The sequence below is a fragment of the Vibrio sp. 811 genome (assembly GCF_033339195.1).
Genome location: NZ_JAWOUB010000002.1, coordinates 589167 through 615716, shown reverse-complemented (window position 1 = coordinate 615716; position 26550 = coordinate 589167). Strand labels below are relative to the sequence as shown.

Annotated in this window: 22 protein-coding genes and 1 pseudogene; 12 read left to right on the top strand and 11 right to left on the bottom strand. The window is 43.4% G+C overall.

Going from position 1 to position 26550, the window contains the following annotated elements; genetic code table 11:
• Nucleotides 1–7: 7 nt before the first annotated feature.
• From R7Q46_RS06585 to R7Q46_RS06570, 4 genes are all read left to right on the top strand, one after another.
• Nucleotides 8–778, top strand: coding sequence for an ABC transporter substrate-binding protein (locus R7Q46_RS06585; RefSeq protein ID WP_005378437.1), 771 nt, complete (start codon nt 8–10; stop codon nt 776–778).
• Nucleotides 779–859: 81 nt separating this feature from the next.
• The gene (locus tag R7Q46_RS06580; protein WP_005378436.1) at nt 860–1600 is read left to right on the top strand and encodes an ABC transporter permease; all 741 of its coding nucleotides are present in this window, start codon (nt 860–862) and stop codon (nt 1598–1600) included.
• A 3-nt stretch (nt 1601–1603) separates the two neighbouring features.
• Nucleotides 1604–2281, top strand: coding sequence for an ABC transporter permease (locus R7Q46_RS06575; protein ID WP_213871536.1), 678 nt, complete (start codon nt 1604–1606; stop codon nt 2279–2281).
• Nucleotides 2282–2435: 154 nt separating this feature from the next.
• Entirely contained in the window at nt 2436–5159 is a 2724-nt protein-coding gene (locus R7Q46_RS06570; RefSeq protein ID WP_213871537.1) for an ImpA family metalloprotease, read from the top strand.
• A 92-nt stretch (nt 5160–5251) separates the two neighbouring features.
• Here R7Q46_RS06570 and xthA read toward each other — a convergent pair whose 3' ends face one another.
• The 5 genes from xthA to dinG all read right to left on the bottom strand — a co-directional run bounded on the left by xthA (nt 5252) and on the right by dinG (nt 9735).
• Entirely contained in the window at nt 5252–6058 is an 807-nt protein-coding gene (xthA, locus tag R7Q46_RS06565; RefSeq protein ID WP_005378433.1) for an exodeoxyribonuclease III, read from the bottom strand.
• A 95-nt stretch (nt 6059–6153) separates the two neighbouring features.
• The gene (gene rsmS, locus R7Q46_RS06560) at nt 6154–6318 is read right to left on the bottom strand and encodes a pleiotropic regulatory protein RsmS (protein ID WP_005378432.1); all 165 of its coding nucleotides are present in this window, start codon (nt 6316–6318) and stop codon (nt 6154–6156) included.
• Nucleotides 6318–6863 carry a primosomal replication protein gene (locus tag R7Q46_RS06555; RefSeq protein WP_005378431.1) on the bottom strand — a complete coding sequence of 182 codons (546 nt, stop codon included), beginning with the start codon at nt 6861–6863 and terminating at the stop codon, nt 6318–6320. Before R7Q46_RS06555 ends, rsmS begins: the two co-directional genes overlap by 1 nt.
• Complete coding sequence (locus R7Q46_RS06550) at nt 6860–7645, bottom strand: sulfite exporter TauE/SafE family protein (RefSeq protein ID WP_213871538.1); 786 nt, start codon at nt 7643–7645, stop codon at nt 6860–6862. The genes R7Q46_RS06555 and R7Q46_RS06550 overlap by 4 nt, the downstream gene beginning before the upstream one ends.
• Before the next feature lie 14 nt (nt 7646–7659).
• Entirely contained in the window at nt 7660–9735 is a 2076-nt protein-coding gene (dinG, locus tag R7Q46_RS06545) for an ATP-dependent DNA helicase DinG (RefSeq protein WP_053303240.1), read from the bottom strand.
• Nucleotides 9736–10250: 515 nt separating this feature from the next.
• On the opposite strand from dinG, the pseudogene R7Q46_RS06540 reads away from it, so the two are divergent.
• Nucleotides 10251–11329, top strand: a pseudogene (locus R7Q46_RS06540) (porin).
• Nucleotides 11330–11405: 76 nt separating this feature from the next.
• Nucleotides 11406–12083, top strand: coding sequence for a DUF2057 family protein (locus tag R7Q46_RS06535; protein ID WP_213871539.1), 678 nt, complete (start codon nt 11406–11408; stop codon nt 12081–12083).
• Between the two features lie 85 nt (nt 12084–12168).
• Here R7Q46_RS06535 and R7Q46_RS06530 read toward each other — a convergent pair whose 3' ends face one another.
• Nucleotides 12169–12870 carry a pseudouridine synthase gene (locus R7Q46_RS06530; protein WP_005387874.1) on the bottom strand — a complete coding sequence of 234 codons (702 nt, stop codon included), beginning with the start codon at nt 12868–12870 and terminating at the stop codon, nt 12169–12171.
• A 311-nt stretch (nt 12871–13181) separates the two neighbouring features.
• Between R7Q46_RS06530 and R7Q46_RS06525 the strand changes: the two genes are divergently transcribed.
• Nucleotides 13182–15407, top strand: a complete 2226-nt coding sequence (locus R7Q46_RS06525) for an NADP-dependent isocitrate dehydrogenase (RefSeq protein WP_025766922.1) — start codon at nt 13182–13184, stop codon at nt 15405–15407.
• Between the two features lie 185 nt (nt 15408–15592).
• Here the strand turns inward: R7Q46_RS06525 and cspD are convergent, their stop codons facing one another.
• Nucleotides 15593–15811 carry a cold shock domain-containing protein CspD gene (gene cspD, locus R7Q46_RS06520; protein WP_005378407.1) on the bottom strand — a complete coding sequence of 73 codons (219 nt, stop codon included), beginning with the start codon at nt 15809–15811 and terminating at the stop codon, nt 15593–15595.
• Nucleotides 15812–16515: 704 nt separating this feature from the next.
• On the opposite strand from cspD, the gene clpS reads away from it, so the two are divergent.
• Together clpS and clpA are read left to right on the top strand one after the other, a co-directional pair.
• Nucleotides 16516–16836: an ATP-dependent Clp protease adapter ClpS gene (gene clpS, locus R7Q46_RS06515; protein ID WP_005378419.1), complete on the top strand. Its 321-nt coding sequence runs from the start codon at nt 16516–16518 to the stop codon at nt 16834–16836.
• Between the two features lie 50 nt (nt 16837–16886).
• Nucleotides 16887–19154 (top strand): ATP-dependent Clp protease ATP-binding subunit ClpA, encoded by a 2268-nt coding sequence (gene clpA, locus R7Q46_RS06510; RefSeq protein WP_005387879.1) that lies wholly within the window; start codon nt 16887–16889, stop codon nt 19152–19154.
• A gap of 133 nt (nt 19155–19287) precedes the next feature.
• On the opposite strand, the gene infA is transcribed toward clpA, so the two are convergent.
• The 3 genes from infA to aat all read right to left on the bottom strand — a co-directional run bounded on the left by infA (nt 19288) and on the right by aat (nt 20993).
• Nucleotides 19288–19506, bottom strand: a complete 219-nt coding sequence (infA, locus tag R7Q46_RS06505; RefSeq protein WP_001040192.1) for a translation initiation factor IF-1 — start codon at nt 19504–19506, stop codon at nt 19288–19290.
• Between the two features lie 81 nt (nt 19507–19587).
• On the bottom strand, nt 19588–20289 hold the full coding sequence (locus R7Q46_RS06500; RefSeq protein ID WP_054575105.1) for an arginyltransferase: 702 nt from the start codon (nt 20287–20289) through the stop codon (nt 19588–19590).
• On the bottom strand, nt 20286–20993 hold the full coding sequence (gene aat / locus R7Q46_RS06495) for a leucyl/phenylalanyl-tRNA--protein transferase (RefSeq protein WP_005387881.1): 708 nt from the start codon (nt 20991–20993) through the stop codon (nt 20286–20288). Before aat ends, R7Q46_RS06500 begins: the two co-directional genes overlap by 4 nt.
• A 39-nt stretch (nt 20994–21032) precedes the next feature.
• On the opposite strand from aat, the gene R7Q46_RS06490 reads away from it, so the two are divergent.
• The gene (locus R7Q46_RS06490) at nt 21033–21509 is read left to right on the top strand and encodes a glycine zipper 2TM domain-containing protein (RefSeq protein ID WP_005378348.1); all 477 of its coding nucleotides are present in this window, start codon (nt 21033–21035) and stop codon (nt 21507–21509) included.
• A gap of 290 nt (nt 21510–21799) precedes the next feature.
• On the top strand, nt 21800–23080 hold the full coding sequence (gene aroA, locus R7Q46_RS06485; RefSeq protein ID WP_005387883.1) for a 3-phosphoshikimate 1-carboxyvinyltransferase: 1281 nt from the start codon (nt 21800–21802) through the stop codon (nt 23078–23080).
• A 63-nt stretch (nt 23081–23143) separates the two neighbouring features.
• Here the strand turns inward: aroA and R7Q46_RS06480 are convergent, their stop codons facing one another.
• On the bottom strand, nt 23144–23392 hold the full coding sequence (locus R7Q46_RS06480; RefSeq protein WP_005387884.1) for a YciN family protein: 249 nt from the start codon (nt 23390–23392) through the stop codon (nt 23144–23146).
• A gap of 434 nt (nt 23393–23826) precedes the next feature.
• Here R7Q46_RS06480 and topA point away from each other — a divergent pair, with 434 nt between their 5' ends.
• Nucleotides 23827–26457 (top strand): type I DNA topoisomerase, encoded by a 2631-nt coding sequence (gene topA, locus R7Q46_RS06475; protein WP_005378351.1) that lies wholly within the window; start codon nt 23827–23829, stop codon nt 26455–26457.
• The last annotated feature ends 93 nt before the right edge of the window (nt 26458–26550 follow it).

Sequence of the window (26550 nt, the reverse complement as noted above, 5' to 3'; positions counted from 1 at the left end):
TATGGAAATGAAAAAGTGGTTATTAGCAGCAACGATTGCTGCAACGGCAGTATCAGGTGTTGCCCAAGCGAAAGAATGGAAAACAGTTCGCTTTGGTATCGAAGGTGCTTACCCTCCGTTTAGCTGGACAGAAACTGATGGCTCAATAAAAGGCTTTGACGTAGACATGGCAAATGCACTCTGTGAAGAGATGCAAGTGAAGTGCAAAATCGTCGCTCAAGATTGGGATGGTATTATTCCTTCTCTGCTCGCACGTAAGTACGATGCCATCATCGCAGCAATGTCTATCACTGAAGAGCGCAAGAAAAAAGTCGATTTCACTGGCAAGTACGCACAAATCCCAAATAAATTTATCGCTAAGAAAGGTGCGGGTCTAGATTTTGATAATCTTAAAGATGTCAAAATTGGCGTGCAACGTGCGACGACACATGACAAGTACTTAACTGACAACTACGGCGATGATGTTGAAATTGTGCGTTATGGCTCTTTTGATGAAGCGTATCTTGATCTAGAAAATGGTCGAATTGCTGCCGTTTTAGGTGATGCGTCTGCTCTAGAAGAGGGTGTGATCAACAAAGCAGGTGGCGAAGCTTATGAGTTTGTTGGACCATCGTTAACCGATCCAAAATGGTTTGGCGAAGGTATGGGTATCGCTGTTCGTAAACAAGACAAAGATCTGACGAAGAAACTCGACGCAGCAATTATTTCACTACGTGAGAAAGGTGTTTACCAAGAAATTGCTGGTAAATACTTTAACTACGATGTGTACGGTGAATAAAACGTAATTAAGCGACCGTTGGCTTGTTCCTAGAAGTAGTCAACGGTCGATTTTTTGAGTTTAGGGATTAGGAACTCACCTATGCTAGATTTACAAGGATACGAAGCTTCGATTTTGAAAGGAGCTTTAGTAACAATAGAAGTTGCAGTGCTTTCACTCATTCTCGCCATGGTCTTAGGCATGCTTGGCGCATTAGCTAAGTTAGCGCCTTACAAATGGGCAAGGGCGATTGCCACTCTTTACACCACAGTCATTCGCGGCATTCCAGATTTGGTTCTGATGATGCTAATTTTCTTTGGTGGACAAATACTTTTAAATAACAGCCTTTACTCCATCAACGAAACGCTCAACGAGTGGTTTGCCTCGAGTGATCCAAACCATGAATGGACGTCTTACTTACCTGATTATATTGATGTCAGCCCATTTATAGCTGGTGTACTCACGATTGGTTTTATCTTTGGCGCCTACATGGCGGAGACTTTTCGTGGAGCGATCATGGCGGTGGACAAGGGTGAATTAGAAGCGGCGAAAGCTTATGGGATGAGTTCTGCTTTATCGTTTAGAAGAATCTTACTTCCTCAAATGATTCGTCATGCATTACCTGGATTTGGTAATAACTGGTTAGTGTTACTTAAGACCACAGCGTTAGTTTCCATTATTGGTCTGGATGACATGGTGAGAATGAGCTCATTGGCAGCAGGTACAACCAAAATGCCGTTCACCTTTTACATGGCTGTCGCGCTCATCTTTCTATTTTTTACCAGCGTTTCGACCGGGCTACTCAAGCTTGTTGAGCGTAAGTTCAGTATTCATGCGAGGTAAGTTATGGACTTTTCTTTGATTATTGAAAGCTTTCCAACTTATCTTCAGGGACTTTGGACAACAGTTTGGTTAGTGGGATTAGCGTTGGTTATTGGCTTGTGTGTCTCTATCCCATTAGCCGTGGCACGCAATAGTACCAATTACGCTCTAAGCTTACCTTCTTGGGGATTCATTTACTTTTTCCGTGGAACGCCGCTATTGGTTCAGCTGTATTTGATTTACTACGGCATGGATCAGTTTTTCCCTGTGAAAGATACCTTATGGGAGAACGCTTGGTTCTGTGCTTTGGTCGCTTTTATTCTTAATACATCGGCTTACACCGCAGAAATTATTCGTGGTGCGATTAATGGTTTGCTGAAAGGTGAGGTGGAAGCTGCGAAAGCGTATGGCATGAGTAAGTTTATGACATACAGACGTATTATCTTGCCGAGTGCATTGCGTCGAGCATTACCAGCTTATTCAAACGAGGTCATATTTATGCTGCACGGAAGTGCAGTCGCGGGCATCGTTACCATCATGGATTTAACTGGTGCTGCGCGTCTAGTTAACTCGCGCTACTATGCACCATTTGAGTCTTTCCTGACGGCGGGGCTGTTCTACATGGCACTGACGTTTATGATTTTGTGGTGTTTCAAAGTGGCAGAGAGGCGTTTCTTAGCTTATCTACGTCCTTTAAGCTAATTATCAATAGAGGCAATAGCACCGGAATGGGTGCTATTGCTTTTGATAATTTTGTTATCTTCATTCCTATTTTTCCAGCCGATATAAAAGACTCTTTCTTATTATTCATTAACTTACATTAACATTCAGTAAACTCATTGTTTAGTAAGTAAAAATGAAAAAAACAATTCTATCGTTGGGCATTGCCGCCTTAGCCACAGGATGTGGTGGGGGAGAGGGAGAATCACAACCTAATGCTCAAGTAAAACCAACGCCAGCTCCAGTTCAACAAGCTCTGGAAACTGGTAATGCACTGCTCGTTTCTGACCCGAGCGATTTCATTCGTAAAAGTCATCAGGTTGTGGAAGCTCACAAGATGCAGTCGAATACGATCAAATCTGCAATTGCGAAAAGCCTTTCAGGTCTTTATTGGGATCCAACCCATGATGCCGCGATCTTGGCACCTCAGTATGGCTTCAACGACACCATCTTGATGACCAATACGGCCATGGCAAGCGGTTACAAAGATCAAGCTCTGTCAATTGGCGTTGCCGGGGAAAAGTCTAATGGTCAACGTTACGCACTATTAGGTAGTAACCCATTTAGAACGGCACAACGTTTTCCCGACTCTTCCAACGCAGCGATGACGAAATGGTTAAGTAACCTGGTCACTTGGTTGTCGGGCGGAGTTACTTCAAACGTCGTCATCGCGCAAATGGATCAGTCTTATTACTTTCCGGATGAGCAAGCGACTCGGAATTGGCTGAAAGACAATGTTTCACAAGAGCTGGCGTTTAACGAGGCCAACCTATGCGATGGTTCGAAGCTACTTAGCTGCTTGCAAACCAATACTCCAAACTTATTGATCTTGTCACAGCATCTGCAATCTGGAGATACCAACAAACCAGTACTCGAAGCTTTGGAATACGCTGAGCAAGCCCAAATTCCTGTTCTATACCTGCATTGGGATGGAGGACTAACTGATCTTGGCCAAGACATTTTGGAAAAATTCCATGTTGATTATGTGGGAGATAACTATTGGCGTAAGTTAGGCTTGGTCGACTGGGAACCTTCATCGTTGATGAACGTTGTGCCGGACTCTGTCATCACACAACAAGCGCTGTTGTCTCGTTTTGAATCTCAAAATTTCAACGTTGACTTGTCACAGTGTGATGACAAAACCTGCCCTGACACTGCGAATATGGACAGTCAATTTTATGCAGGGGCAAACAGCATTCGCCATTGGTTGCAAAAGCTTGATGAACAAAAAGTAGACTTGTTTAATCAAGACGGCTACCAATACGAAAAACTCATGGTATTGCTGGCTGATCATTATCGTCAAACGGTGGTCTTCCCAATGGACAAACAGTCAACCCAAACGACCGAATTCCTAAAGTCGTACTTTGCCGATTATGTGCAATACAACAGCCGAAGCGTAAACCCAAAACAACCAAATATGGGGAACTTCAGCCGTAGTGAGTTTAGCCCTGAAATAAAGAGAATCAGTGCAACGATTAATATGGAATCAAAGCATAACTTCCGTTCGGCTGGTGTGTATGCGCTTCCTGGGGAAACCTTTACGGTTAAACGTAATGACAGCAATGATGTGGCGACTAAGATTGTCATCAACACTTTAAGAAGTGGTGCAACTCATGAGTTCAGCAAAGATGGATACACACGACCAAAACTACTGACTTCATTCGGCTATGAAGTGAAGCCGGGTGAAACCATCACGCTGACTTCTCCTTATGGTGGTCCAGTACAGGTTCACTTTGACAAAAATGATGTTCCGGTTGAACTGAAATTTAATCATGTGGCACAGCATCCAGTTTGGAGAAGTGAGAAGGACAACGACGCTTTTATTCAACAGTTAGAAGCCAATTTATTCGATTGGGCTGAGCTGATCACTCCTGGGTTTGAAGTACACTCAAAGCGCGACAAAATGTTGGAGTCGGTCAACGATGAAATGTGGTCTACCCCTTCGGAAATGGCGCTTGCAACAGAAGAATATGTTCACAACTACCCGCATGTGCTGGCAGGTTTCCAAGGGCCGGGCATAGATGAAGTGCCTGAAATTATTCAATACGCCCAAAACCAAGGTTGGGAAATCGCCAATATTGATATAGTGAAGCACATGAACGCTGACCAAGCGACGTGTGGTTATGGTTGTTCGGGTAACCCTTACGATGCTTACTGGTCATTCAGCCCACTCGGTCACGGTGATTTACATGAGCTTGGTCATGGTTTAGAAAAAGGTCGATTCCGATTTTCAGGCTGGGAAGGGCATTCAACGACCAATTACTACTCGTATTACAGTAAGTCTCGTTTCTTCCAGAATACGGGGAAAGTTTCAACTTGCCAAAGTTTGGATTTCAAAGGCCAGTTTGAATTATTGCAAGCAAGCCGAACTCAAGCGGATCCAAACGCTTACATGGCAGCGCAAAATCAAACTGGTTGGAGTTGGGGAGCTCGCGTTTACATTCAAATGATGATGGCGACGCAGCATGAAGGTGTACTGCAAAATGGTTGGCATTTATTGGCGCGATTGCACCTGATTGAACGTGAGTTTAACCGCTTAAAATCGGATGATGCGCTTTGGAATGAGAGACGATTGAGTATTGGTTTCGCCAACTACTCTCGTGAAGAGGCAAATAGCATCTCAAACAACGACTGGTTGCTTATTGCTCTGAGCTACATCTCTCAGCGAGACATGACGAGCTATTTAGATATGTGGGGCTTCTCGTTCACAGAAAAAGCGAAACAGCAGGTTGTGGCGCTGAATCTACCGCCGATGCCGCTCACTTACTTTGCAAGCAGCAATACCGGCTACTGTCTGAACGAATTTGCTCAAACACCGATAACTATTGATGGTCAAACGGTTTGGCCGCTGAATCAGTGATTAACTGGTAATTTGTATGAAAAGGGAGACTGAGTCTCCCTTTTTATTGGACTAAGCTTAGCGTTGAGTCTCGCTTATAGCTTTGCAATATATTACTTAAATGTTGACCAGATTGGTGCGTGATCTGAAGGCTTCTCGATACCACGAAGCTCATAGTCGATACCAGATTCAATACACTTTTCCGCTAGAGAAGGGGTTGCCAAAATGACATCAATTCGTAGGCCACGGTTATCATCAAAACCGCGAGAACGGTAGTCAAACCACGAAAATTGATCGTTCACCTCTGGGTATAGCTTACGGAAGGTGTCCACAAAGCCCCAGTCTAGTAAGGTTTTCAACCATTCGCGCTCTTCAGGTTGGAATGAACATTTACCTGTTTTTAGCCAACGTTTACGGTTTGGTTCGCCGATACCGATATCTGCATCAATAGGGCTGATGTTGATGTCACCCATAACAATCAATTGCTCGTCGTTATTGTGATGATCGTTTAGGTAGGTCATCAGATCTTTATAGAATTGGCGCTTGTATGGGAATTTGGTTTCGTGGCTGATGTTATCCCCTTGAGGGAAATAGCCGTTTAGCACAGTGACCTTTTCGCCGTTTTCATTTAAAAACGTTGCCATGATCATGCGCTTTTGATGTTCTTCGTTATCCGTCGGGAACCCTTTTTGTACGTGTAGAGGCTCTTGCTTACAAAGCATTGCTACGCCGTAATGTGCTTTTTGACCATGAAAATACACTTTGTAGCCCATGGCTTCGACAGCTTCAATCGGGAATGCTTCATCGTGAACTTTAATTTCCTGAAGACCAATCACATCAGGTTGGTGTTTGTCGATTAGCGCTTGGAGTTGGTGCAGTCGCGCACGTAGTCCATTGATGTTAAAGCTGATTACTTTCATTATTTATCCTTTTGGGGGCGTACTTTTTTATGAATAGTATCATTGTGTAAGAGCACTGAAAATGAGTCTCGGTGAAAGGATTGAAACGCTCTGAGCTACTTTGCTTTTAATTTGTTTTCTAAGTCGTTTTGCACGATCTTTAAAGCGTTAAGCGCAACTTCTGGATCTATCTCATTGCTCTCAAGCAAATAGATTAAATCGACAGCCAGTTTGATCTCTTCAGGTGCGTCATCTAAAGGCGAGGTTGGTTGGTCAGCCATTATTGATGTTTTTCCCTATGTGTAATTTGGTTCTCTAGCTTAAGAAGTGCTGCTTCACAACGCGCTAAACGTTGCTCGGTTGCTAGTAATACTTTTTGAGCGTCGGCACGCATAAAACTAGGAGCGCTTTCGACAGCACGTTCTTTTTCTAACACCATCTCGCGCAAGCGTCTTGCCCACTCTTGGTGTTGAGCGAGTTCCTGATAAAGCACGTTGATAGGCTTGCGGAAATGGCTGCTATGTTTGATTTCATTCTTACGAATTTTAGTGGTAGAAATCTCGCGTTGAATCGCACCGATTTGCGCCACTAACCGTTCAGTGAGGTACTCAGCACGCAAAGCTGTGAGCTTACCTTCATTTTGCTCACGCACAATCGCATCCAGCGTCGCTTTTGCTTCTTTTACGCAAGGAGTAAGTAAGCGAGAGCGGCAACCAAATAAACGCTCATCAAAAAGCGGAACATGATGTTCGCCTCTTTGACGGTCAAGAACAGCGGCTTGCTTCGCCATTTGTTCTAGATTTTCCTGGAGTTGAGAAATGTTCATGACAAACCTACAAACCATGCGTCATAAGCCAATTTAATGGCTAGTATGCTGACGACAGTAACAAATACAGGACGAATGAATTTAGAACCAAATCTAATAGCGGAGTGCGCGCCAACAAAAGCACCAGCCATTAAACATACTCCCATTGTTAAGCCTAGCACCCAGTTGATATGTCCGAGGAATGCAAAAGTGATCAAAGAGGTAAAGTTACTGGTAAAGTTCATTGCTTTTGCTAAGCCAGAGGCGAGCAAGATATTCAGCCGGTACAGCGCCATTGAACTTACTGTCCAAAAAGCCCCAGTTCCAGGCCCTGCGAGTCCGTCGTAGAATCCTATGGATAAGCCTTGCATGTACTGTTTTTTATGAAGTTTTGGGCAAGGCTCGGGTATTGGACTTTGATGAGTAGAGTGGGGTGTTTTATGAAAAACGGTATACAACGCTGCCGCCAAAATAACAAGCGGCAATCCTTTTTCCAGCCAATCCGTACTAATCGCATCTACAAATAGCGTACCTAATGTGGCTCCGACGAGTGTTGCCACGAATGCACGCCTCCAGCATTGAGGTTTGAATAGACGTTTTTTGTAGTACGTAAATGCTGCAGTAGAAGAAGCAAAGGTAGCGGCAAGTTTATTGGTGCCTAGTGCAATATGAGGCGGCAAGCCTAGCGAAAGTAGAGCAGGTACGGTAAGCATGCCACCACCACCGGCAACTGCATCAATAAATCCTGCGACAAAAGCGACAAGCGCCAACACCAACAGCATGGTTGGCTCAATCATTTCCATAAATGGTGATTCTTCTAATATTCTATTTTACGTTTAAATGGAGGTAGTGAGTCGATTAAGGCTTGTCCGTATCGCTTAGTGACTAGGCGTCGATCAAGAATCGTTACTCTACCAGAATCTCTCTCTTTACGCAGTAAGCGACCTACGCTCTGGATCAGCTTTTTGCTTGCGTCTGGTACAGTTATTTGCATAAACGGGTTTCCTCCTTTTTTCTCGATGTATTCGGAATGAGCCTGCTCAACAGGGGAGGTTGGAACACCAAATGGAATTTTTGTAATCACCAAGTTTTCAAGTAATTCGCCAGGTAAATCTAGCCCCTCAGAGAAACTGCCAGTACCAAATAAGATGCTGGTTTTATTTGATTCTATTAATTTTTTATGTTTTTTTAGAATTTCTTGACGTGAGCTTTCACCTTGAACTTGCAACGCCCAGCCTTTTTTTATGAACTCCGAAGAGAGTGCCTTCGCGACTTGGTTCATCTGCCAATAGGATGAGAATAATACTAAGTTGGCTTTCTTGTCTTCCAAGTACTTAGGCAATATCTCGATAAGATATTCAGTAAATTGAGGCGCTGGTGGTTCATATTTCATCGCAGGGATGAGCAATTCTGCCTGGTTTTGGTAATCGAATGGTGACGCAAGCGCTAAAAACTGAGTGCCTGATTCTGGTTTTCCATCAATACCAACCTGATGGCAAAAGTAATGGAAAGAGTTTAATGCACGCATCGTTGCGGAAACCAAAATGGCGCCAATACATCTGCTCCAAATCTGTTGGTCGAGTTGCCATCCAATTTCAAGTGGCGAAACACTCACAATGAAATCACCCTCGCGATCGGGGTGGGTTTCTAACCAGCGAGCTAAAGGCGCACCTTTTTCACGAGTTGGTTCAGCCATTAAATGCCATACTTGCGCTAGGTTTTCTAACCTTTGAATGTAGAAACCGAGCTCTGCAAGCGCTGGTTCAGCCAACCTTGTCGCAAGCTCCCCGTCTTTTACTCTTTCCGCAATAAGGTCGGCAATTTTTGCCACACTCTGATTTGCTTTTTTACTGAACTGTTTTAGTTCTTTGGATTGGTTCTCTAGCCACTCAGGTAGTTCACCGTGTTCGAAGCGGTAGATACCCTCTTCAAATTGAGCTGGGTCGAACTGTTTGGGCAATTGAGTCAGTGCCGGTATCAAGTTCTGAACCGCGTCTTGAAGGTCGTTGCGAAATCGAGCTACGCGTTTCTCGTCTGCGAGTGATGAAAACTTACTAATCGACTGATTTAACTTCTCAAGCCATGCTGCCGCGCCTTTTAAACTCGCAGATGCTGAAGCATGGTCACGAGCGACGTGAGGTAAGTGATGTGCCTCGTCGAAGACGTATATTGTATTTTCTGGCTCAGGTAAAATCACGCCGCCACCTAAATCTGCGTCTGCCATGACGAGAGAGTGGTTAGCAATGATGACATCGTTTTTATCCAACTCTGAGCGCGCTTTTTGGAATGGGCAGCCGCGGTGGCCTGGTAAACTGTTATTGCAACTGTGTTTATCACTGACGATCAGTTGCCAAAGCTTATCGTCGATGGGTTTAGGCCAAGAATCACGGTCACCGTCCCATTTACCTTGCGCAAGAGAGCGATGCATTGTTTCTAACAGCTCTATATCTTTTTGCTTAGGTTTGGTTTCAAACATGGCTAACTGGCCACCATCAGCACCGCTAGCAGTGGCGAGCTTTTCTGCACAACAATAGCGTTGACGGCCTTTTGCCAAAATAAAAGAAAACTCTCGGTCGGTAATCCGACGAAAAAGAGGGAGGTCTTTATTTATGAGCTGCTCTTGCAGAGCGACGGTCGCCGTTGAGATAACCACTTTCCTATTGTTATGTACAGCCACGGGAATGGTCGCCATTAGATAAGAGAGCGATTTACCAATTCCAGTCCCTGCTTCTGCAACGAGTATTCGGTTAGATTTGTGATACTGACCGCACAGCGTTTTTGCAATCTCTGCAACAAGGTAGTTTTGTGCTCTTCTAGGCACAAAGTTATCAAGTTGATCTTGAAGGTTTTGATAGCTATTACGAATCGATTTTTGAATGTTACTGGTCAGCATACGGGCCTCAAATGCGTTGGAGGCGAATAGTAGCACACATCACTAGTTGTACAGTAGTTCACAAAACGGAATGCTTTTATAAGGAATGTAGATCTCCTTCACAAAAAAATATTGAACCTTATCTTAATGAAATTAATTTCATTATATGAAAAATATAAAACTCCAACTTGGTCTGATTTGTGGGTTTTTATTCTTTTTTTTGTTTTTTTAAATTTACTTATTGGATTAAAAAACCATTTGTTAATAATTTTGTAAATTACAAATAATAATGGAGATTGGTTAGATGTTCGTCGAATAAATAAAGGTAAACTTATCAAGTTATTGTTTTATAATGGTATTTTGTTTTTTTTACATTGGTATTTAGAAAATTTGACAGCCAGAATAATCTTTTGCACTCTTAGCTCCAGATTTTGAGGAGGTGCTGTATAACGTTTTGTTAACGCTCTACCTCAAACATATAAAAAAAGGGAACCGGACAAGGATATCCCGAACTAAGAAAAGGCAGTGGATTAATTATGAAAAAAACTCTATTAGCACTAGCTGTAGTTGCGTCTGCGACTTCAGTGAACGCAGCTGAAGTATTCAAATCTGAAGAAGGTTCTGTAGATTTCTACGGTCAGCTACGTCCAACTCTTCTATTCACAGAAAAAACTGATCACACAGCAGAGCTAAACACTAGCTCTTCTCGTACTGGTGTGAACGCGGTTTACGTTGTTGACGAAAGCCTAAAAGTTCTGGGTGAAGTTGAAATCGGTGTTGCTCTAGGTGACAATTACGACGCAGGTGCTGATTCAAGCGAGCGTACAGATGACTCTGTATACGTACGTCGCCACATCATCGGTTTTGATATGGGTGATATGGGTACTCTTCGCTTCGGTAAAGAAGGTACTTGGGCTGATGACGTATACTTCGCAGATTACTCTTACTTCTTCGGTGGTAACGCAGCGGAAACTGCATACGGTCACGCTTGGAACAACGATTCTCAAATCAAATACGCTTACGAAAATGACGCATTCTGGCTAAAAGCTGGTTACGCGCTAGGCGAAAAAGATTCTAACGAAGAAGTACTAGAAGTATTCGTTGGTAAATCTTTCAACGACCTATCTCTACACGCTGGTGTACTTACTGCGAACAACGACATCAACGTAACTAAAGAGAAAAAACTAGTTCTTAATGGTGTAGAGCAAACAGTTTCTCACACAGAGCGTACTGATAACGAAAACCTATCTTTTGAAGTAACTGCTGAGTACGCACTAAACGAGCACACTCTAGGTGCTACGTACTACTACAACGAAAACGAAGATAAGCTAGGTAAATCAACAGTTGATTCACACTACATCGTTGTAGCTGGTATGTTCGCTGTTGCTCTAAAACAACTCTATACTCTGGTTACGAGTACCTAGCTCAGTCTACTGACGAAGCAGGTAAAGTAGACGCAGACTCTTCTTGGTTCTACGCTGGTGTTGAATACAAGTTCTCTAAATGGGCACGTGTATTCGCGGAAGCGGGTTACACTTTCGAAGGTACTGACTTCGACAACAAAGACACAGACGACGCAACTAACTTCGGTGTTGGTGCTCGTTTCTACTGGTAATCAATACCCAGTTTGATATTGTAAGACCCAGCTATATGCTGGGTCTTTTACTATGAAGATAAGGATGAAAAACTCTATGCAGTTATCATTAAAAGTGGCAATGGCACTGTCTATTTTTGCCAGTACAAACCTCTACGCTGCAACGACTTTAGTGGTTCCAGAAGACGTGAAGTTATTGGCCGTCAACATGGAGAAGCCAGATCTAGAAGGTGGTCTTTTTTCTAGTGAGAAGACAATCGAACTACCTGACGGAACGAATCAAATTGTCTTCAAATATCAACCTACATTCGAAATTAACGAAAACCTTAAGACGGTTTACAGTGATGTAATCGTTGCTAAATTTGATGCTGAAAACGAAAAGCTAACGTTTGAACTGCCAGGGTTTAAAACTCTTCGCCAAGCGCAAAACAACATCTCGCCTCTAGATTGGCAATTACTGGATACCAAAGGCCAACCTATTGTTTTGGTCGAAGATGTATTAGAGTCAGATGGTGTTCAAATTGGTCGTAATTACCCTCAAGAATCTCGCAACTACAATATTGCTGGCGGTATCGCGAGTGTTGCCGTTAGTTATGTAACTGTGAATCAGCATCAACAATCAGTAAGTGATATCGAGCCTCGAGTTGAGACTAGTGATACCCGTTCAACAGCCGCATCGAACGACAGCCCAATGGTTGATGTATTAAAGACGATGTACCAGAAAGCGTCTCCGGCGGAAAAAGAGGCCTTTAAAAACTGGCTCGCTGAGCAGTAATCCCTTAGTTCATTAGATAGGGCTTAACTGAAAAAGTACGAATCTAAAAAGCAGGCTTTAAGCCTGCTTTTATCTTTTCTGCTTATTAGAGAGAGATTTCTCTCCATTCACCAGGCATTAGGTCGTTAAGGACGATATCACCCATCGAATGACGAATGAGGCGCAAAGTAGGGAAGCCAATGTGCGCAGTCATGCGACGCACCTGACGATTTCTTCCTTCAATAATGGTAATGGCTAACCAAGTGGTAGGGATATTTGCGCGAAAACGAACCGGAGGCGTTCTGTCCCAGACTTGTGGTTCTGGAATAACTTCAACTTCGGCTGGTAGAGTCATACCATCTTTTAGCTCTACTCCCTTTCTCAATTTTTCAAGATCTTGCTCCTGAGGAGCGCCATCAACTTGAACCCAATAAGTCTTCGGCGATTTTGACTTTGGCTGCGTTAGCTTCGCCTGCAAGATGCCATCGTTAGTGAGTACCATCAAACCTTCGCTGTCTCGGTCCAATCGGCCAGCCGCATAGACATTTTTGATTGGGATATAGTCCGCTAACGTTTTGCGACCATCGCCATCGGTAAATTGACTGAGCGTATCGTAAGGCTTATTGAAAATAATGACTTTACGATCTTTAGGGGCCACTTTTGGCTTTTGGCTTTTTGTTGGGCGATTAGGGCGGCGGTCTTGCTGAGTACGAGTCTTCGAGCCATTGCGAGCTCCTGAGTGTTTAAAATGGCCCGTTTTAGACTGGTTACGACTGCGACCTTTTTCCTGACCTGTACGAGATGACATGTTAACTACCCTGCAAAAATGTAAATGAACTGTGTTTGAAAGTTTTAAGTTTTCTCATGATCGGATATGATTTGCGCGCCTAAAACTAACAAACGCGCACAGAATGATAGACTAATTCGTGTTATTTGTTTAATTATATCAGTGCACTCATGGATTCAGAGCTTAGAGCTTCAAACTACAACAAAGAGTGCGAACCGCATGTGGCGTTAGTGAGGAGACATGTACTGCTAACGTGCAGCAATGCGTCAATTAAACCAACTCAGACGCTGAGTTGATCAGCCAACAAGTTGATTAAAAAATAGGGAAATTTCATGCCTACAGAAAAACCTACAATTATCTACACCATCACTGATGAAGCGCCGGCGCTAGCAACTTATTCATTACTACCAATCATTCAATCATTCACAGCATCGTCTGGCATCAATGTAGATACTCGTGATATTTCACTAGCAGGTCGAATTATCGCTAACTTCCCAGAGCATCTAAAAGAAGAACAGCGCATTGGCGATGCGTTGACTGAGCTTGGTGAACTAGCTCAAACTCCAGAAGCAAATATCATCAAGCTCCCTAACATTTCAGCTTCAGTTCCTCAGCTTAAAGCGGCGATTAAAGAGCTTCAGGCGAAAGGTTATGATTTACCAAACTACCCAGAAGAGCCGAGCACGTACGAAGAGAAAGCGATTAAAGCGGCTTACGACAAAATCAAAGGTAGTGCGGTTAACCCAGTACTTCGTGAAGGTAACTCAGACCGTCGTGCTCCGACTTCGGTTAAGAACTACGCGAAGAAAAACCCACACTCAATGGGTGCATGGTCAGCAGAATCTAAGTCTCATGTTGCGAGCATGTCAGACAATGACTTCTTTGGTAGCGAAAAGTCTACAACTATCTCTGGTGCAACAGAGGTCAAAATCGAGTTTGTCGGTAATGATGGTACAGTTAAAGAGCTTAAGTCTGCGTTCCCATTACTAGATAAAGAAGTCATTGATACTTCAGTAATGAAGAAGAAGGCGTTGGTTGAATTTTTCGAGAAAGAGATTGCTGAAGCGAAAGCACAAGACGTGCTGCTGTCTCTTCATATGAAAGCGACGATGATGAAAGTTTCTGACCCTGTCATTTTCGGCCATGCAGTAAAAGTTTACTACAAAGACGTTTTCGATAAGTACGGTAAGCTGTTTGAAGAGCTAGGCGTTGATGTAAACAATGGCATCGGTGATGTTTACTCAAAAATTGAGTCTCTACCTGAAGCGCAAAAATCAGAAATTGAAGCGGCCATTCAAGCGGTTTACCAAACTCAACCAGAACTTGCGATGGTTGACTCTGATCGTGGTATCACAAACTTACATGTACCAAGTGACATTATTGTAGATGCTTCTATGCCAGCAATGCTTCGCTCTTCGGGTCAAATGTGGGGACCAGATGGTAAACAAAAAGACACCAAAGCGATGATTCCAGATCGTAGCTACGCAGGTATTTACCAAGCGGTTATTGATTTCTGTAAAGAGCACGGCGCATTTGACCCGACCACTATGGGTAGCGTGCCTAACGTTGGTCTAATGGCTCAGAAAGCTGAAGAATATGGTTCTCACGACAAGACATTCATTCTAGACGCTGCGGGTACTGTTCGCGTTGTTGATGCTTCAGGTAACGTACTGTTAGAGCAAGCGGTTGAAGAAGGCGATATCTTCCGTATGTGTCAGGTTAAAGACGCACCAATCCAAGATTGGGTTAAACTAGCAGTGACTCGCGCACGTGCAACAGGTGTTCCAGCTGTATTCTGGCTAGACGAAAACCGTGCGCACGATGCTGAGCTCATCAAGAAAGTAAACGCCTACCTACCAGATCACGATACTGACGGTCTAGAGATTAAGATCCTATCTCCTGTTGAAGCTTGTAAGTACTCACTAGAGCGTATGAAAGCGGGCCTAGATACTATCTCTGTTACAGGTAATGTTCTTCGCGACTACCTAACAGACTTGTTCCCAATTCTAGAGTTAGGTACGTCTGCTAAGATGCTATCTATTGTTCCATTGATGAATGGTGGTGGTCTATTTGAAACAGGCGCTGGTGGTTCTGCTCCTAAGCACGTTCAACAAGTAGAAAAAGAGAATCACCTTCGTTGGGATTCTTTGGGCGAGTTCCTAGCGCTTGCAGCTTCGTTAGAGCATTTAAGTGTAGCGACAAACAATCCTAAGGCTCAGGTTCTCGCAGATACACTAGATAAAGCGACCGGTGAGTTTTTAGACACCAATAAATCTCCGTCACGCAAAGTGGGTGAGCTAGATAACCGTGGAAGCCACTTCTATCTTGCACTTTACTGGGCGAAAGCGCTTTCAGAGCAAACGGATGATGCGGATCTTGCTGCTGAATTTGCACCAATTGCAAAAGCGCTGTCAGAGCAGGAAGAAACGATCGTTGCTGAGCTAAATAATGCGCAAGGCGTGAAAGGTGAGCTAGGAGGTTACTACTTACTAGACGATGCATTGGTTTCTAAATTGATGCGTCCAAGCGAAACCTTTAACGCAATCATTAACAAGTAAGTTAGTGTTAAAAAACACGTCGTTTTCGGCGTGTTTCCTATCCTGTAAGTACGTTGTAAGTGTTCCTTTTGTAACACGTGCTCTAAATAGTAAGAAACCCGCTATCTTGGCGGGTTTATTTTTCTCTTCAAAACATCAACGTGGTGTTTCGAGAGCAATATTTTTATATTTCGACAGCGCTCTAATTATTTGGCTTGGCCTTCAAGAGGCACGACGCTACTCGCGTGACAGCCTTTGGGACCTTTTTCAATCTCGTAAGAGACTTGTTGGCCTGCTTTCAGTGTACGATAACCGTCCATCTGGATAGTTGAGTAGTGGGCAAAGATATCTCCCTCTTCTTCATCTGAACAAATAAACCCAAATCCTTTGGCATTGTTAAACCACTTTACTGTACCTGTAGCCATGCTTTACATCCCTCATGCATTTTTTACTGATGTTGTTACTGCAACCAAGTTATACCTTTAACTTGGTACTACCATTGTCAGCGAATGCCAACAAACGTCAAATCAATGATAAGTCACATTCATCAAACCACTTAAAGAAGAGAAGTTTCAAAATGATGATTTATGCATCGACACTTTCCACTGTAGTCAATGAATTTCGACAGTCAATAGCAGTGAGCAACAAACAGAAACATAATTGAAAACAAATCACTTTTGAGATTAACAAATTTGCAAACAGTTTTTCGTATATACGCAGAAGTTTAGTCAATTTGCCTATGAAGTGGCTCATACTGAAAAAGCCATACTGTCCGTGTTGCTTATGGGAGAAGAATCCTCTGACTGAATAAAAAATGAAGTTTTCGTGATAATTACCGTATTCTCAATGAGGAAGTGTGATCCAGATAGAAGATGATGGGGTGGTTTGCAATAGTCCGAAAGCAATAAATAGAAAGTTCTTTTATAAGAAAAAATGTGTAACTTATCGACAAGCATCTTTTATTTGCGCCGTATCAAGACGTGCATTAGTCTCTATATTAGGTAGCAACTTTTATCGATCAAAGATCGAATTCGGTGCCATAACTCACTACACCGCGCTGCACGCTTGTGGTAGATTGTTTTTATAGGTCGAAAACATCAACCCTTTGATACGATATCTTTAGATTGCCATGAGTAAAAATTTTGAATGGGTCACTCCGGACTCTGATCTTCTGGAGCGAGAAAGTACGAAAGTCCAGCCACCTAAGCTGTACAATGTCGTACTCAATAATGATGACTATACACCTATGGATTTCGTCATAGAGGTGCTTGAGCGATTTTTCTCACATGATATTGATAAAGCAACTCAAATCATGCTTCAGGTCCACTATGAAGGAAAGGCAATCTGCGGCACATACAGCGCAGAAATTGCCGAAACAAAAGTAGCGCAAGTTACGATGTACGCAAGGGAAAATGAACATCCGCTACTTTGCACTATGGAGCAAGCGTAAACAAAGAAGACTTGCTCGAACAACCCCAGTTGTTTTTTCGGGAGGTACTTATGCTAAATAAAGAACTAGAGTCAAGCCTTAACGGTGCATTTGCTCGGGCGCGAGATAAACGCCACGAGTTTATGACTGTCGAACACCTCCTACTTGCATTGTTGGAAAATGATGCAGCTAAGGAAGCCCTTCTAGCTTGTAAGGCGGATCTTGACGCTTTACGCAACGAACTCGATATTTTCATCGATCAAACTACGCCTCTTATCCCAGATAGTGATGAGACGCGTGAAACGCAGCCGACTTTGAGTTTTCAACGTGTACTACAACGCGCCGTCTTTCATGTACAGTCGTCTGGTCGTAATGAAGTAACAGGCGCCAACGTGCTTGTTGCTATCTTCAGTGAGCAAGAGTCGCATGCCGCTTACCTTCTGAAGAAAAATGACATCTCCCGATTAGATATTGTTAACTTCATCTCCCACGGTATTACTAAAGCATCAGGTGCAGGTGAGGATTCATCATCAGACTCGTTTAGCTCAGAAAGTGTTGAAGAGCCTAATTCTGAAGAACGCCTAGAAAGCTTTGCGACGAATCTTAATCAAGTCGCTAAAGATGGAAACATCGACCCACTCATTGGACGTGATAAAGAGTTAGAGCGCACTATTCAGGTACTTTGTCGACGCCGCAAGAATAATCCACTACTAGTGGGTGAGGCAGGGGTTGGTAAAACAGCCATTGCGGAAGGTCTTGCATGGAGAATTGTCGAAGGGCAGGTCCCTGAGGTTATTCAAAACAGCGTGATTTATTCACTAGATATTGGCTCTTTGCTCGCTGGTACCAAATATCGCGGTGATTTTGAAAAGCGCTTCAAGGCGATTTTGAAACAACTTGAAAAAGAAGAAGATGCCATTTTGTTCATCGATGAAATACATACCATCATCGGTGCAGGCGCGGCATCTGGTGGTCAAGTCGATGCAGCAAATCTTATTAAGCCTCTTTTAAGTAGTGGTAAGTTGCGTTGTATTGGTTCGACGACATACCAAGAATACAGCAACATTTTCGAGAAAGAGCGTGCGTTGTCTCGCCGTTTCCAAAAGATAGACGTTGTAGAACCTTCATTAGATGACACAACTAAAATCTTGATGGGCTTGAAGCCGAAGTACGAAGCTCACCATGAAGTACGTTATACCAATAAAGCACTGCGTGCCGCGGTAGAACTGTCGGCTAAATACATTAATGAACGCCATCTACCAGATAAGGCCATTGATGTCATTGATGAAGCTGGTGCTCGTAGTCGTCTTGCTCCTGCAAGCCGTCGTAAAAAAACGGTCGGAGTGGCTGATATCGAATCAATGGTTGCCAAAATGGCGCGAATTCCAGAGAAGTCGGTTTCTTCTTCAGATAAAGACATTTTGAAAAACTTAGATAGCAAAATGAAGATGTTGGTATTTGGTCAAGATAATGCGATTGATGCATTATCCGAGGCGATCAAGCTGACACGTGCAGGTTTAGGTGTAGACAACAAACCTGTTGGTTCATTTTTGTTTGCAGGCCCAACAGGGGTTGGTAAAACAGAGGTGACGGTGCAGTTATCTAAGCTTCTAGGTATCGAGCTACTTCGTTTTGATATGTCTGAGTATGGTGAGCGTCACTCCGTAAGTCGCTTAATTGGTGCGCCTCCTGGTTATGTCGGTTATGACCAAGGTGGTTTGCTAACTGATGCTGTTATTAAGCACCCACATTCAGTCGTATTACTTGATGAGATTGAAAAAGCGCACCCTGATATCTTTAACCTGCTGTTGCAAGTCATGGATAACGGTACGCTAACGGACAACAATGGTCGCAAAGCAGACTTCCGTAATGTCATTCTTGTTATGACAACTAACGCAGGAGTGGCGGAAACCGAGAAGAAATCAATTGGTTTGATTCAACAAGACAACAGTCATGATGCAATGGCGGAAATTAAGAAGGTGTTTACTCCTGAGTTCCGTAACCGTCTTGATAACATCATCTGGTTTAACAGCCTTGATGAAAGCGTTATCCATCAAGTGGTTGATAAGTTCATTGTTGAACTGCAAGTGCAACTTGATGCGAGAGGCGTTTCAATGGAAGTATCGCAAGACGCTCGCCATTGGTTAGCACATAAAGGTTATGACAAAGCTATGGGGGCTCGCCCAATGGGGCGTGTTATCCAAGAACAGCTTAAGAAGCCTTTGGCTAACGAACTGTTGTTTGGATCTTTAGTTGACGGCGGTACAGTGAAAGTAACGCTGGTCAACGATACGCTTGAGTTTGAATACTTAAGTGAGAAAGAGACAGCGATGCATTAATCGTTAGTCGGTAACAAACGCAAAAGCGCACGAGAAGATCGTGCGCTTTTTTATCTGAACTAAATCGGAAAAAATTGTGCAATAAAAAACGGAGCAGCTTGCTCCGTTTTTTATTGCATCCGAAAATCAGAGATTAACGAGCGCGGAAGACGATGCGGCCTTTTGACAGGTCGTATGGAGTCATCTCTACAGTTACTTTGTCACCCGTTAGGATACGGATGTAGTTCTTACGCATCTTGCCAGAGATGTGAGCAGTCACAACGTGACCGTTTTCAAGTTCAACACGGAACATAGTGTTTGGTAGAGTGTCAAGGACTGTGCCTTGCATCTCGATTACGTCTTCTTTAGCCATTTAATCCTCTTTAGAAATTAGGCAATATTAGCGGGCTATATTCTGCCGCTAAATAGTAATTATGTAAAGTTGAGGCGTATTCTACCCTCGCCAACGCTGATTTACTAGCCTTTGGTGGCGTTGAAAGCGTGTTTTGTAGCTCATTGCTGGGCACTCATCAATCTGATATCCCAAATATAGCCACTGTTGTTTGTTTTCTTGGCAGTATTTAATTTGATAAAACACTGCTAACGTGCCAAGAGATAACTCGTAGTCAGGGTCAAAGAAAGTATAAAAAGCACTCGAGCATTGTGGCATCAAATCTGTCACCGCAATGGCGAGCAATTGATCTGATTCATCGTAAATGTGTAAAAACGACGTTGTCAGCCAGCTGGTTTGAGCAAATCGAGCAAACTCATCACGCTTTGGTGGGTACATAGTGCCGTTTCTATGCCGTTTGCAGATGTACCTACTGTAAAGCTCAAACCATTCCTCATCCATTTCAGGTTTCATTTCCCAGCGTAAAGACTGTGCTTTATTAAGCAGCCTCTTCTGACTTTTTGATAATCTAACGTCTGGAATCGAGACTCGAATTGGCTGGCAAGCGGTGCAATGCTCGCAATGCGGTTTATATATGGTATCTCCGCTACGACGAAAACCGTTAGCCATGAGCAACTGGTAATTTTCTTCAGTATGCAGCCTTTCATCAAGCGCCACCGCAACCCGCTCTTGTCGTTCAGGCAAATAACTACAAGGGTGATTATTCGTCAACCCTATTCGAATATGTTGTATATCCGTACTCATACTGAATCCTGCAAAACTTGGGGCTGATAGGCATCAAATAGTGTTTGCTTTTCTCTTAAAGATAGTAGTTTTTGCATAAATTCGTCACGCTCAAGTTCAAATGCGCCAAGTGATGCCAAGTGAGAATTCATAACTTGGCAATCGATTAATTGACCTTGCTTTGACGCCAAATGGTTGCATAAGTACCACAATGCAATTTTGGATGCGTTATCTTTTAGGCTAAACATCGACTCCCCGCAAAAAAGTTGGCCCACGCAAATGCCATATAGTCCGCCAATCAGGTTGTTGTCATGCCATACTTCTACAGAGTGACAGTGACCAAGTTTGGCTAACTCAATGTAGGAAGCTTGCATTTCCTCGTTGAGCCATGTTTCCTCTGCAGGGCGTGTTGAAGAACATAGTCTAATCACTTCTTCTGTCGCGAAATTGAGTGTTACTTTATAGTTATGTTTACGCTGAAATTTTTTGAGACTTTTAGATGGCTTAAACTGCAATGGGTCAAACACAGCGCGCGGAGAAGGGCTCCACCATAAAATAGGTTCACCAGGACCATACCAAGGGAAAATGCCTTGATAGTAACCATTGAGGATTCTCATGGGGTTTAAGTCACCACCAAAAGCCAGCAAACCATTGGGGTCGCTGAGTGCTTTATAGGGTGAGGGAAAGTTGAACGTTTCATCGAGTTCAGTTAAATAAATAGCCATAAGAAGTCGTTACCAACATTGGAGTCAGAGGAGTTTATGATGACCTGGTTAAGAAATATCGTAAAAGTATGGCTTGGGATCATACTGTTTTTACCACTTGTCGCCAACGCAGCCTATGAAAGAAATGTTGCCAAGCCAGTTAATGAAGTAGTTTACGGGAAGATTGACTCTGTCCGTTATATTACTCAACAAGAGGTTGTTCAATCGAAAAGTAACGGTTGGAAGACACTACTTGGTGCCACTATCGGTGGTTTAGTCGGTAATCAATTTGGTGGCGGTACGGGAAGAGAAGTCGCGACGGCAGTGGGTGCGCTTGCAGGTGCCGCAGTTGCTCAAAACCAAAGTAATTACCAATACACGGTTGAATATAAGTTAGTTGAGCTACTCATCAAAGTGAAGGGTGATAAGCTAATTAATGTCATCCAAGATGTTGATAAAAATATGTTATTTAGTCGAGGGGATGAAGTTCGTATTTTATATTTTGATGATGGAGTCAGGGTTGATATCACTTATTAACCCTAGGTTGTTTTAGCCTAACGAAGCCTAATCAGGCATGTACAGTCGGGCTGGCTTATTGTCAAATCAAGTCGAAATAGTTTGCTGTTTCGCCGTGCTTCTTTCGCTCTTATTTACATCGCTGGCAATGCCTTTAATTCTGTATCTTTAGGCTGCTTGAGGATATTCATAAATTAGCGCCGATTTACTCTGGTTTTGTCGTGTTTTTTTGGGTAGTCTGAATTCACGAAGAATTGTTTAGCCCTCATAAAAAATCGTATGTTGAGGGCACAAAGGATTATCAACTTTTAATGGAAAGCCTAACGTTACAACCTATCAATAAAATTCAAGGGGAAGTGAACCTTCCTGGCTCTAAAAGCGTTTCTAATCGAGCTCTTTTACTTGCTGCTCTTGCTAAAGGCAGAACTCGCCTTACTAATCTCCTCGACAGTGATGATATTCGTCATATGCTGAATGCGCTGACTAAACTAGGCGTTCAATACCAACTTTCCGAAGATAAAACAGAATGTCTCGTTGAAGGCCTTGGGCGTCCGTTTTCTGTCTCAGAACCAGTAGAATTATTTCTCGGCAATGCTGGCACTGCGATGCGACCATTAGCTGCGGCTCTTTGTCTTGGAGAAGGGGAGTATGTACTGACGGGCGAACCTCGTATGAAAGAGCGTCCAATTGGTCACCTTGTCACGGCACTGAAAGATGCTGGTGCGAACGTTGAGTACATGGAAAACGAGAACTTTCCACCTCTCAAAATAATTGGTACTGGCCTAAAAGCAGGTACAGTTTCTATCGATGGGTCCATTTCAAGTCAGTTCTTGACCGCTTTCTTAATGTCTGCGCCATTGGCTGAAGGTGAAATTCGCATCAACATCGAAGGCGATTTGGTTTCTAAGCCTTATATCGATATCACCCTGCATATTATGAAGCAGTTTGGGGTCGATGTGATCAACAACGACTATCAAGAGTTTGTGATTCCAGCCGGTCAGCAATACATCGCTCCAGGTGATTTCTTGGTTGAAGGTGACGCGTCTTCTGCTTCTTACTTCTTGGCGGCGGCAGCCATCAAAGGTGGAGAAGTTAAAGTCACGGGTATCGGTAAAAACAGCATTCAAGGTGATATTCAATTTGCTGATGCGCTTGAAAAAATGGGTGCAGAAATTGAATGGGGTGATGACTACGTAATTTCACGTGTTGGTCAATTAAAAGGCATTGATATGGATTACAACCATATCCCTGATGCTGCAATGACCATCGCGACAACAGCGTTATTTGCCGAAGGCACTACCGCTATTCGTAACGTTTATAACTGGCGTGTAAAAGAAACAGACCGTTTGTCAGCTATGGCGACTGAGTTACGTAAAGTTGGTGCGGAAGTGGAAGAAGGGGAAGACTACATCATCGTCAAACCTGTTTCTCAGTTAAAGCATGCAGCGATTGATACTTACGATGATCATCGTATGGCGATGTGTTTTTCGCTAGTGGCACTTAGTGATACGCCTGTGACGATTAACGATCCAAAGTGTACGTCGAAAACGTTCCCTGACTACTTCGACAAACTTAAGGCTTTAAGTTGCTAAATATTCTGACCTAAAACAGGAAAGCCAGAGTGAATAACACTCTGGCTTTTTTGTTTCCCAATACTATTTAACCAGCGTAAATTCCTTAGAAAGGTGATGCGCTAAGTATTTGAACATATTGAATACTGCAGTCGTATTTGAAGTTGGTAAACCTTTGTCATCAAGGAAGTATTCACCTTTAAAAACTAAAACACCTTCTTTTTCTTCTACGCTTGTTGCTCGCATCCCCTCGATGTAATCATCGTGCTCTTGGATGATTTGGTTAGCGATCAAAAGAAGGTCGAACTCTTCGATAAACGTTCTATCAGACATATTCTTTCTACCATTCTATTCAGTTAAGAACGCTGAGTATACCTACAACTAAAATGGGTTTGCATGATTAATTCAGTCAATCGTTCAGTAAGACTAAACAGATCAATTTTTAGAGTGTAAATATGATGCGGAGGAAGATGGCAGAGTATTGAACGAAACTATTTTGTGATGGGTAACAAAATTTATTGCATTGGATTAGCGGATGCTAAGTTTGCCTGTTTAGATATGCCGCTCAATACCTTTCAGAACCCTGTCTCTTTGAAGTATAAAGACGATGAATTGTCAACCAATCGGATCTGAATTTCAAAAAAGCAGTTGATCTTCTTTTCATCTCGCACAATAGTAAAAAAAGAAGCAATGAAATAGAACATTATGCGGGTGGCCTTTAAACAAGGTTTCTACCCGCATTATTATGAAGGACGTTAGAGTCAGTTATGGGTAAATCACTCGTTATAGTGGAGTCACCAGCCAAGGCAAAGACGATAAATAAGTACCTTGGTAAAGACTTTATTGTTAAGTCTAGTGTTGGTCATGTGCGTGATCTGCCTACGGCCGGTCAAAGCACTGGTGAGAAAAAAGCCGCAGCCATCTCAACTAAAGGGATGAGTCCGGAAGAGAAAGCGCGCGTTAAAAAAGAGAAAGACCGCAAAGCGTTGATCAAAAAAATGGGGATTAACCCATATCATGACTGGGAAGCGAATTACCAAATCCTTCCAGGCAAAGAAAAAGTTGTCAACGAACTACAAAAACTCGCCAAAGACGCAGATTGCGTTTATCTCGCAACCGATTTGGACCGCGAAGGGGAAGCAATCGCATGGCACCTTCGTGAGATCATCGGTGGCGATGAAGAGCGATACAAACGTGTAGTTTTTAACGAAATTACGAAAAACGCGATCCAACAAGCTTTCCAGACACCTGGTGAGCTGAACATGGATGGTGTAAATGCCCAACAAGCACGTCGCTTCATGGACCGTGTCGTTGGTTTTATGGTTTCACCTCTACTTTGGAAAAAAGTGGCTCGTGGTTTATCTGCTGGTCGCGTGCAGTCTGTTGCGGTGAAACTGTTAGTTGAGCGTGAGCGTGAGATTAACGCGTTTGTACCAGAAGAGTTCTGGGACATTCATGCGAATACGAAAACGAAAGACAAAGCGGACTTTAAACTGCTTGTTGCTCAGAAAGACGGTTCTGCGTTTAAGCCAGTTAATGAGGCAGAAACCAAAGCAGCGATGTCTGTACTTGAGAATGCAAGTTACGAAGTATGTAAGCGTGAAGACCGCCCTACAAAGAGCAAGCCTTCAGCACCTTACATCACCTCTACGCTTCAACAGGCAGCGAGTACACGTCTGGGCTACGGCGTGAAAAAGACCATGATGCTAGCTCAGCGCCTCTATGAGGCCGGTTACATCACTTATATGCGTACGGACTCGACTAACCTAAGTGCCGAGGCTGTGGACGCTGTACGTGACTTTATTGGTTCTGAGTTTGGTGATAAGTACCTGCCAGCGAAACCATTGACGTACGGTAGCAAAGAAGGGGCACAGGAAGCGCACGAAGCGATCCGTCCTTCAAATGTGGGTGTTAAGGCGGAAGACCTGCAAGGTGTCGATGCTGATGCGCACAAACTTTACGCTTTGATTTGGAATCAGTTTGTAGCGTGTCAAATGACGCCAGCAGAATACGATTCAACAACCATCAGCGTAAAAGCGGCAGAATACACGCTTAAAGCGAAAGGCCGTATCCTTAAATTTGACGGCTGGACTCGTGTACAGCGTCCAATGGGCAAAAACGAGGATACAATCCTTCCTGCGGTACAACTTGGTGATAAGCTAAGCTTAGAGTCACTTGACCCTAAACAGCACTTTACAAAGCCACCTGCGCGCTACACTGAAGCTGCACTGGTTAAAGAGCTGGAAAAAAGAGGCATTGGTCGTCCGTCGACTTACGCATCGATCATTTCTACGATTCAAGATCGTGGCTACGTGAAAGTTGATCAGCGCCGTTTCTACGCTGAAAAAATGGGTGAAATTGTTACTGACCGCCTTGATGACAGCTTTAACGATTTGATGAACTACGACTTTACTGCGCGTATGGAACAGAAATTGGACCAAATCGCTGAAGGTGAAGTGAACTGGAAAGCTGTGTTAGATAACTTCTTTGCTGATTTTACTGGCGATCTTGAAAAAGCAGAGCTGGATGAGTCAGAAGGCGGTATGAAGTTAAACCACATCGTCATGACGGATATCGAGTGTCCGACGTGTAGCCGTCCAATGGGCATCCGTACTGCTTCGACAGGTGTGTTCTTAGGCTGTTCAGGTTACGCGTTACCACCAAAAGAGCGTTGTAAGACAACCATCAACTTGGGTGACGAAGAAGGTATTATTAACGTTCTAGAAGAAGACGTTGAAACCGCAGCTCTTCGTGCTAAAAAGCGTTGTCCGATCTGTGAAACAGCGATGGACGCATACCTGATTGATGACAAGCGTAAGATGCATGTTTGTGGTAATAACCCGAACTGTGAAGGCTACCTTGTTGAATACGGCGAGTTCAAAGTAAAAGGCTACGATGGTCCAGTTGTTGAATGTGACAAATGTGGCTCTGATATGGTGCTTAAGAACGGTCGCTTTGGTAAATACATGGATTGTACGAGCGAAACGTGCAAGAACACTCGTAAGATCTTGAAGAATGGCGAAGTCGCGCCCCCGAAAGAAGATCCTGTTCATTTCCCCGAGTTGCCATGTGAAAACTCAGATGCGTATTTCGTACTTCGTGATGGTGCTTCGGGTCTATTTATGGCGGCAAGCAATTTCCCGAAATCGCGCGAGACACGTGCTCCTTTGGTTGCTGAACTGGCACGTTTTGAAGAGCGTTTACCTGAGAAGTTCAAATACCTAGCAACTGCGCCGCAAGAAGATCCTGATGGTCGTCCTGCTGTTGTACGCTTTAGCCGTAAAACAAAAGAGAACTACGTTCGTTCGGAAGAGAACGGTAAGCCAAGTGGTTGGACAGCGCTCTTTGTTGATGGTAAGTGGGAAGTCACTGATAAGCGTAAAAAAGCGAAAGCATAAAAACGTACGATCTAAGTAATGTAAAAAGGCAGCGATATCGCTGCCTTTTTTGCGTTTTGTTTTTGCGTAAAGGCCACTGTGTTGTTCGTATAG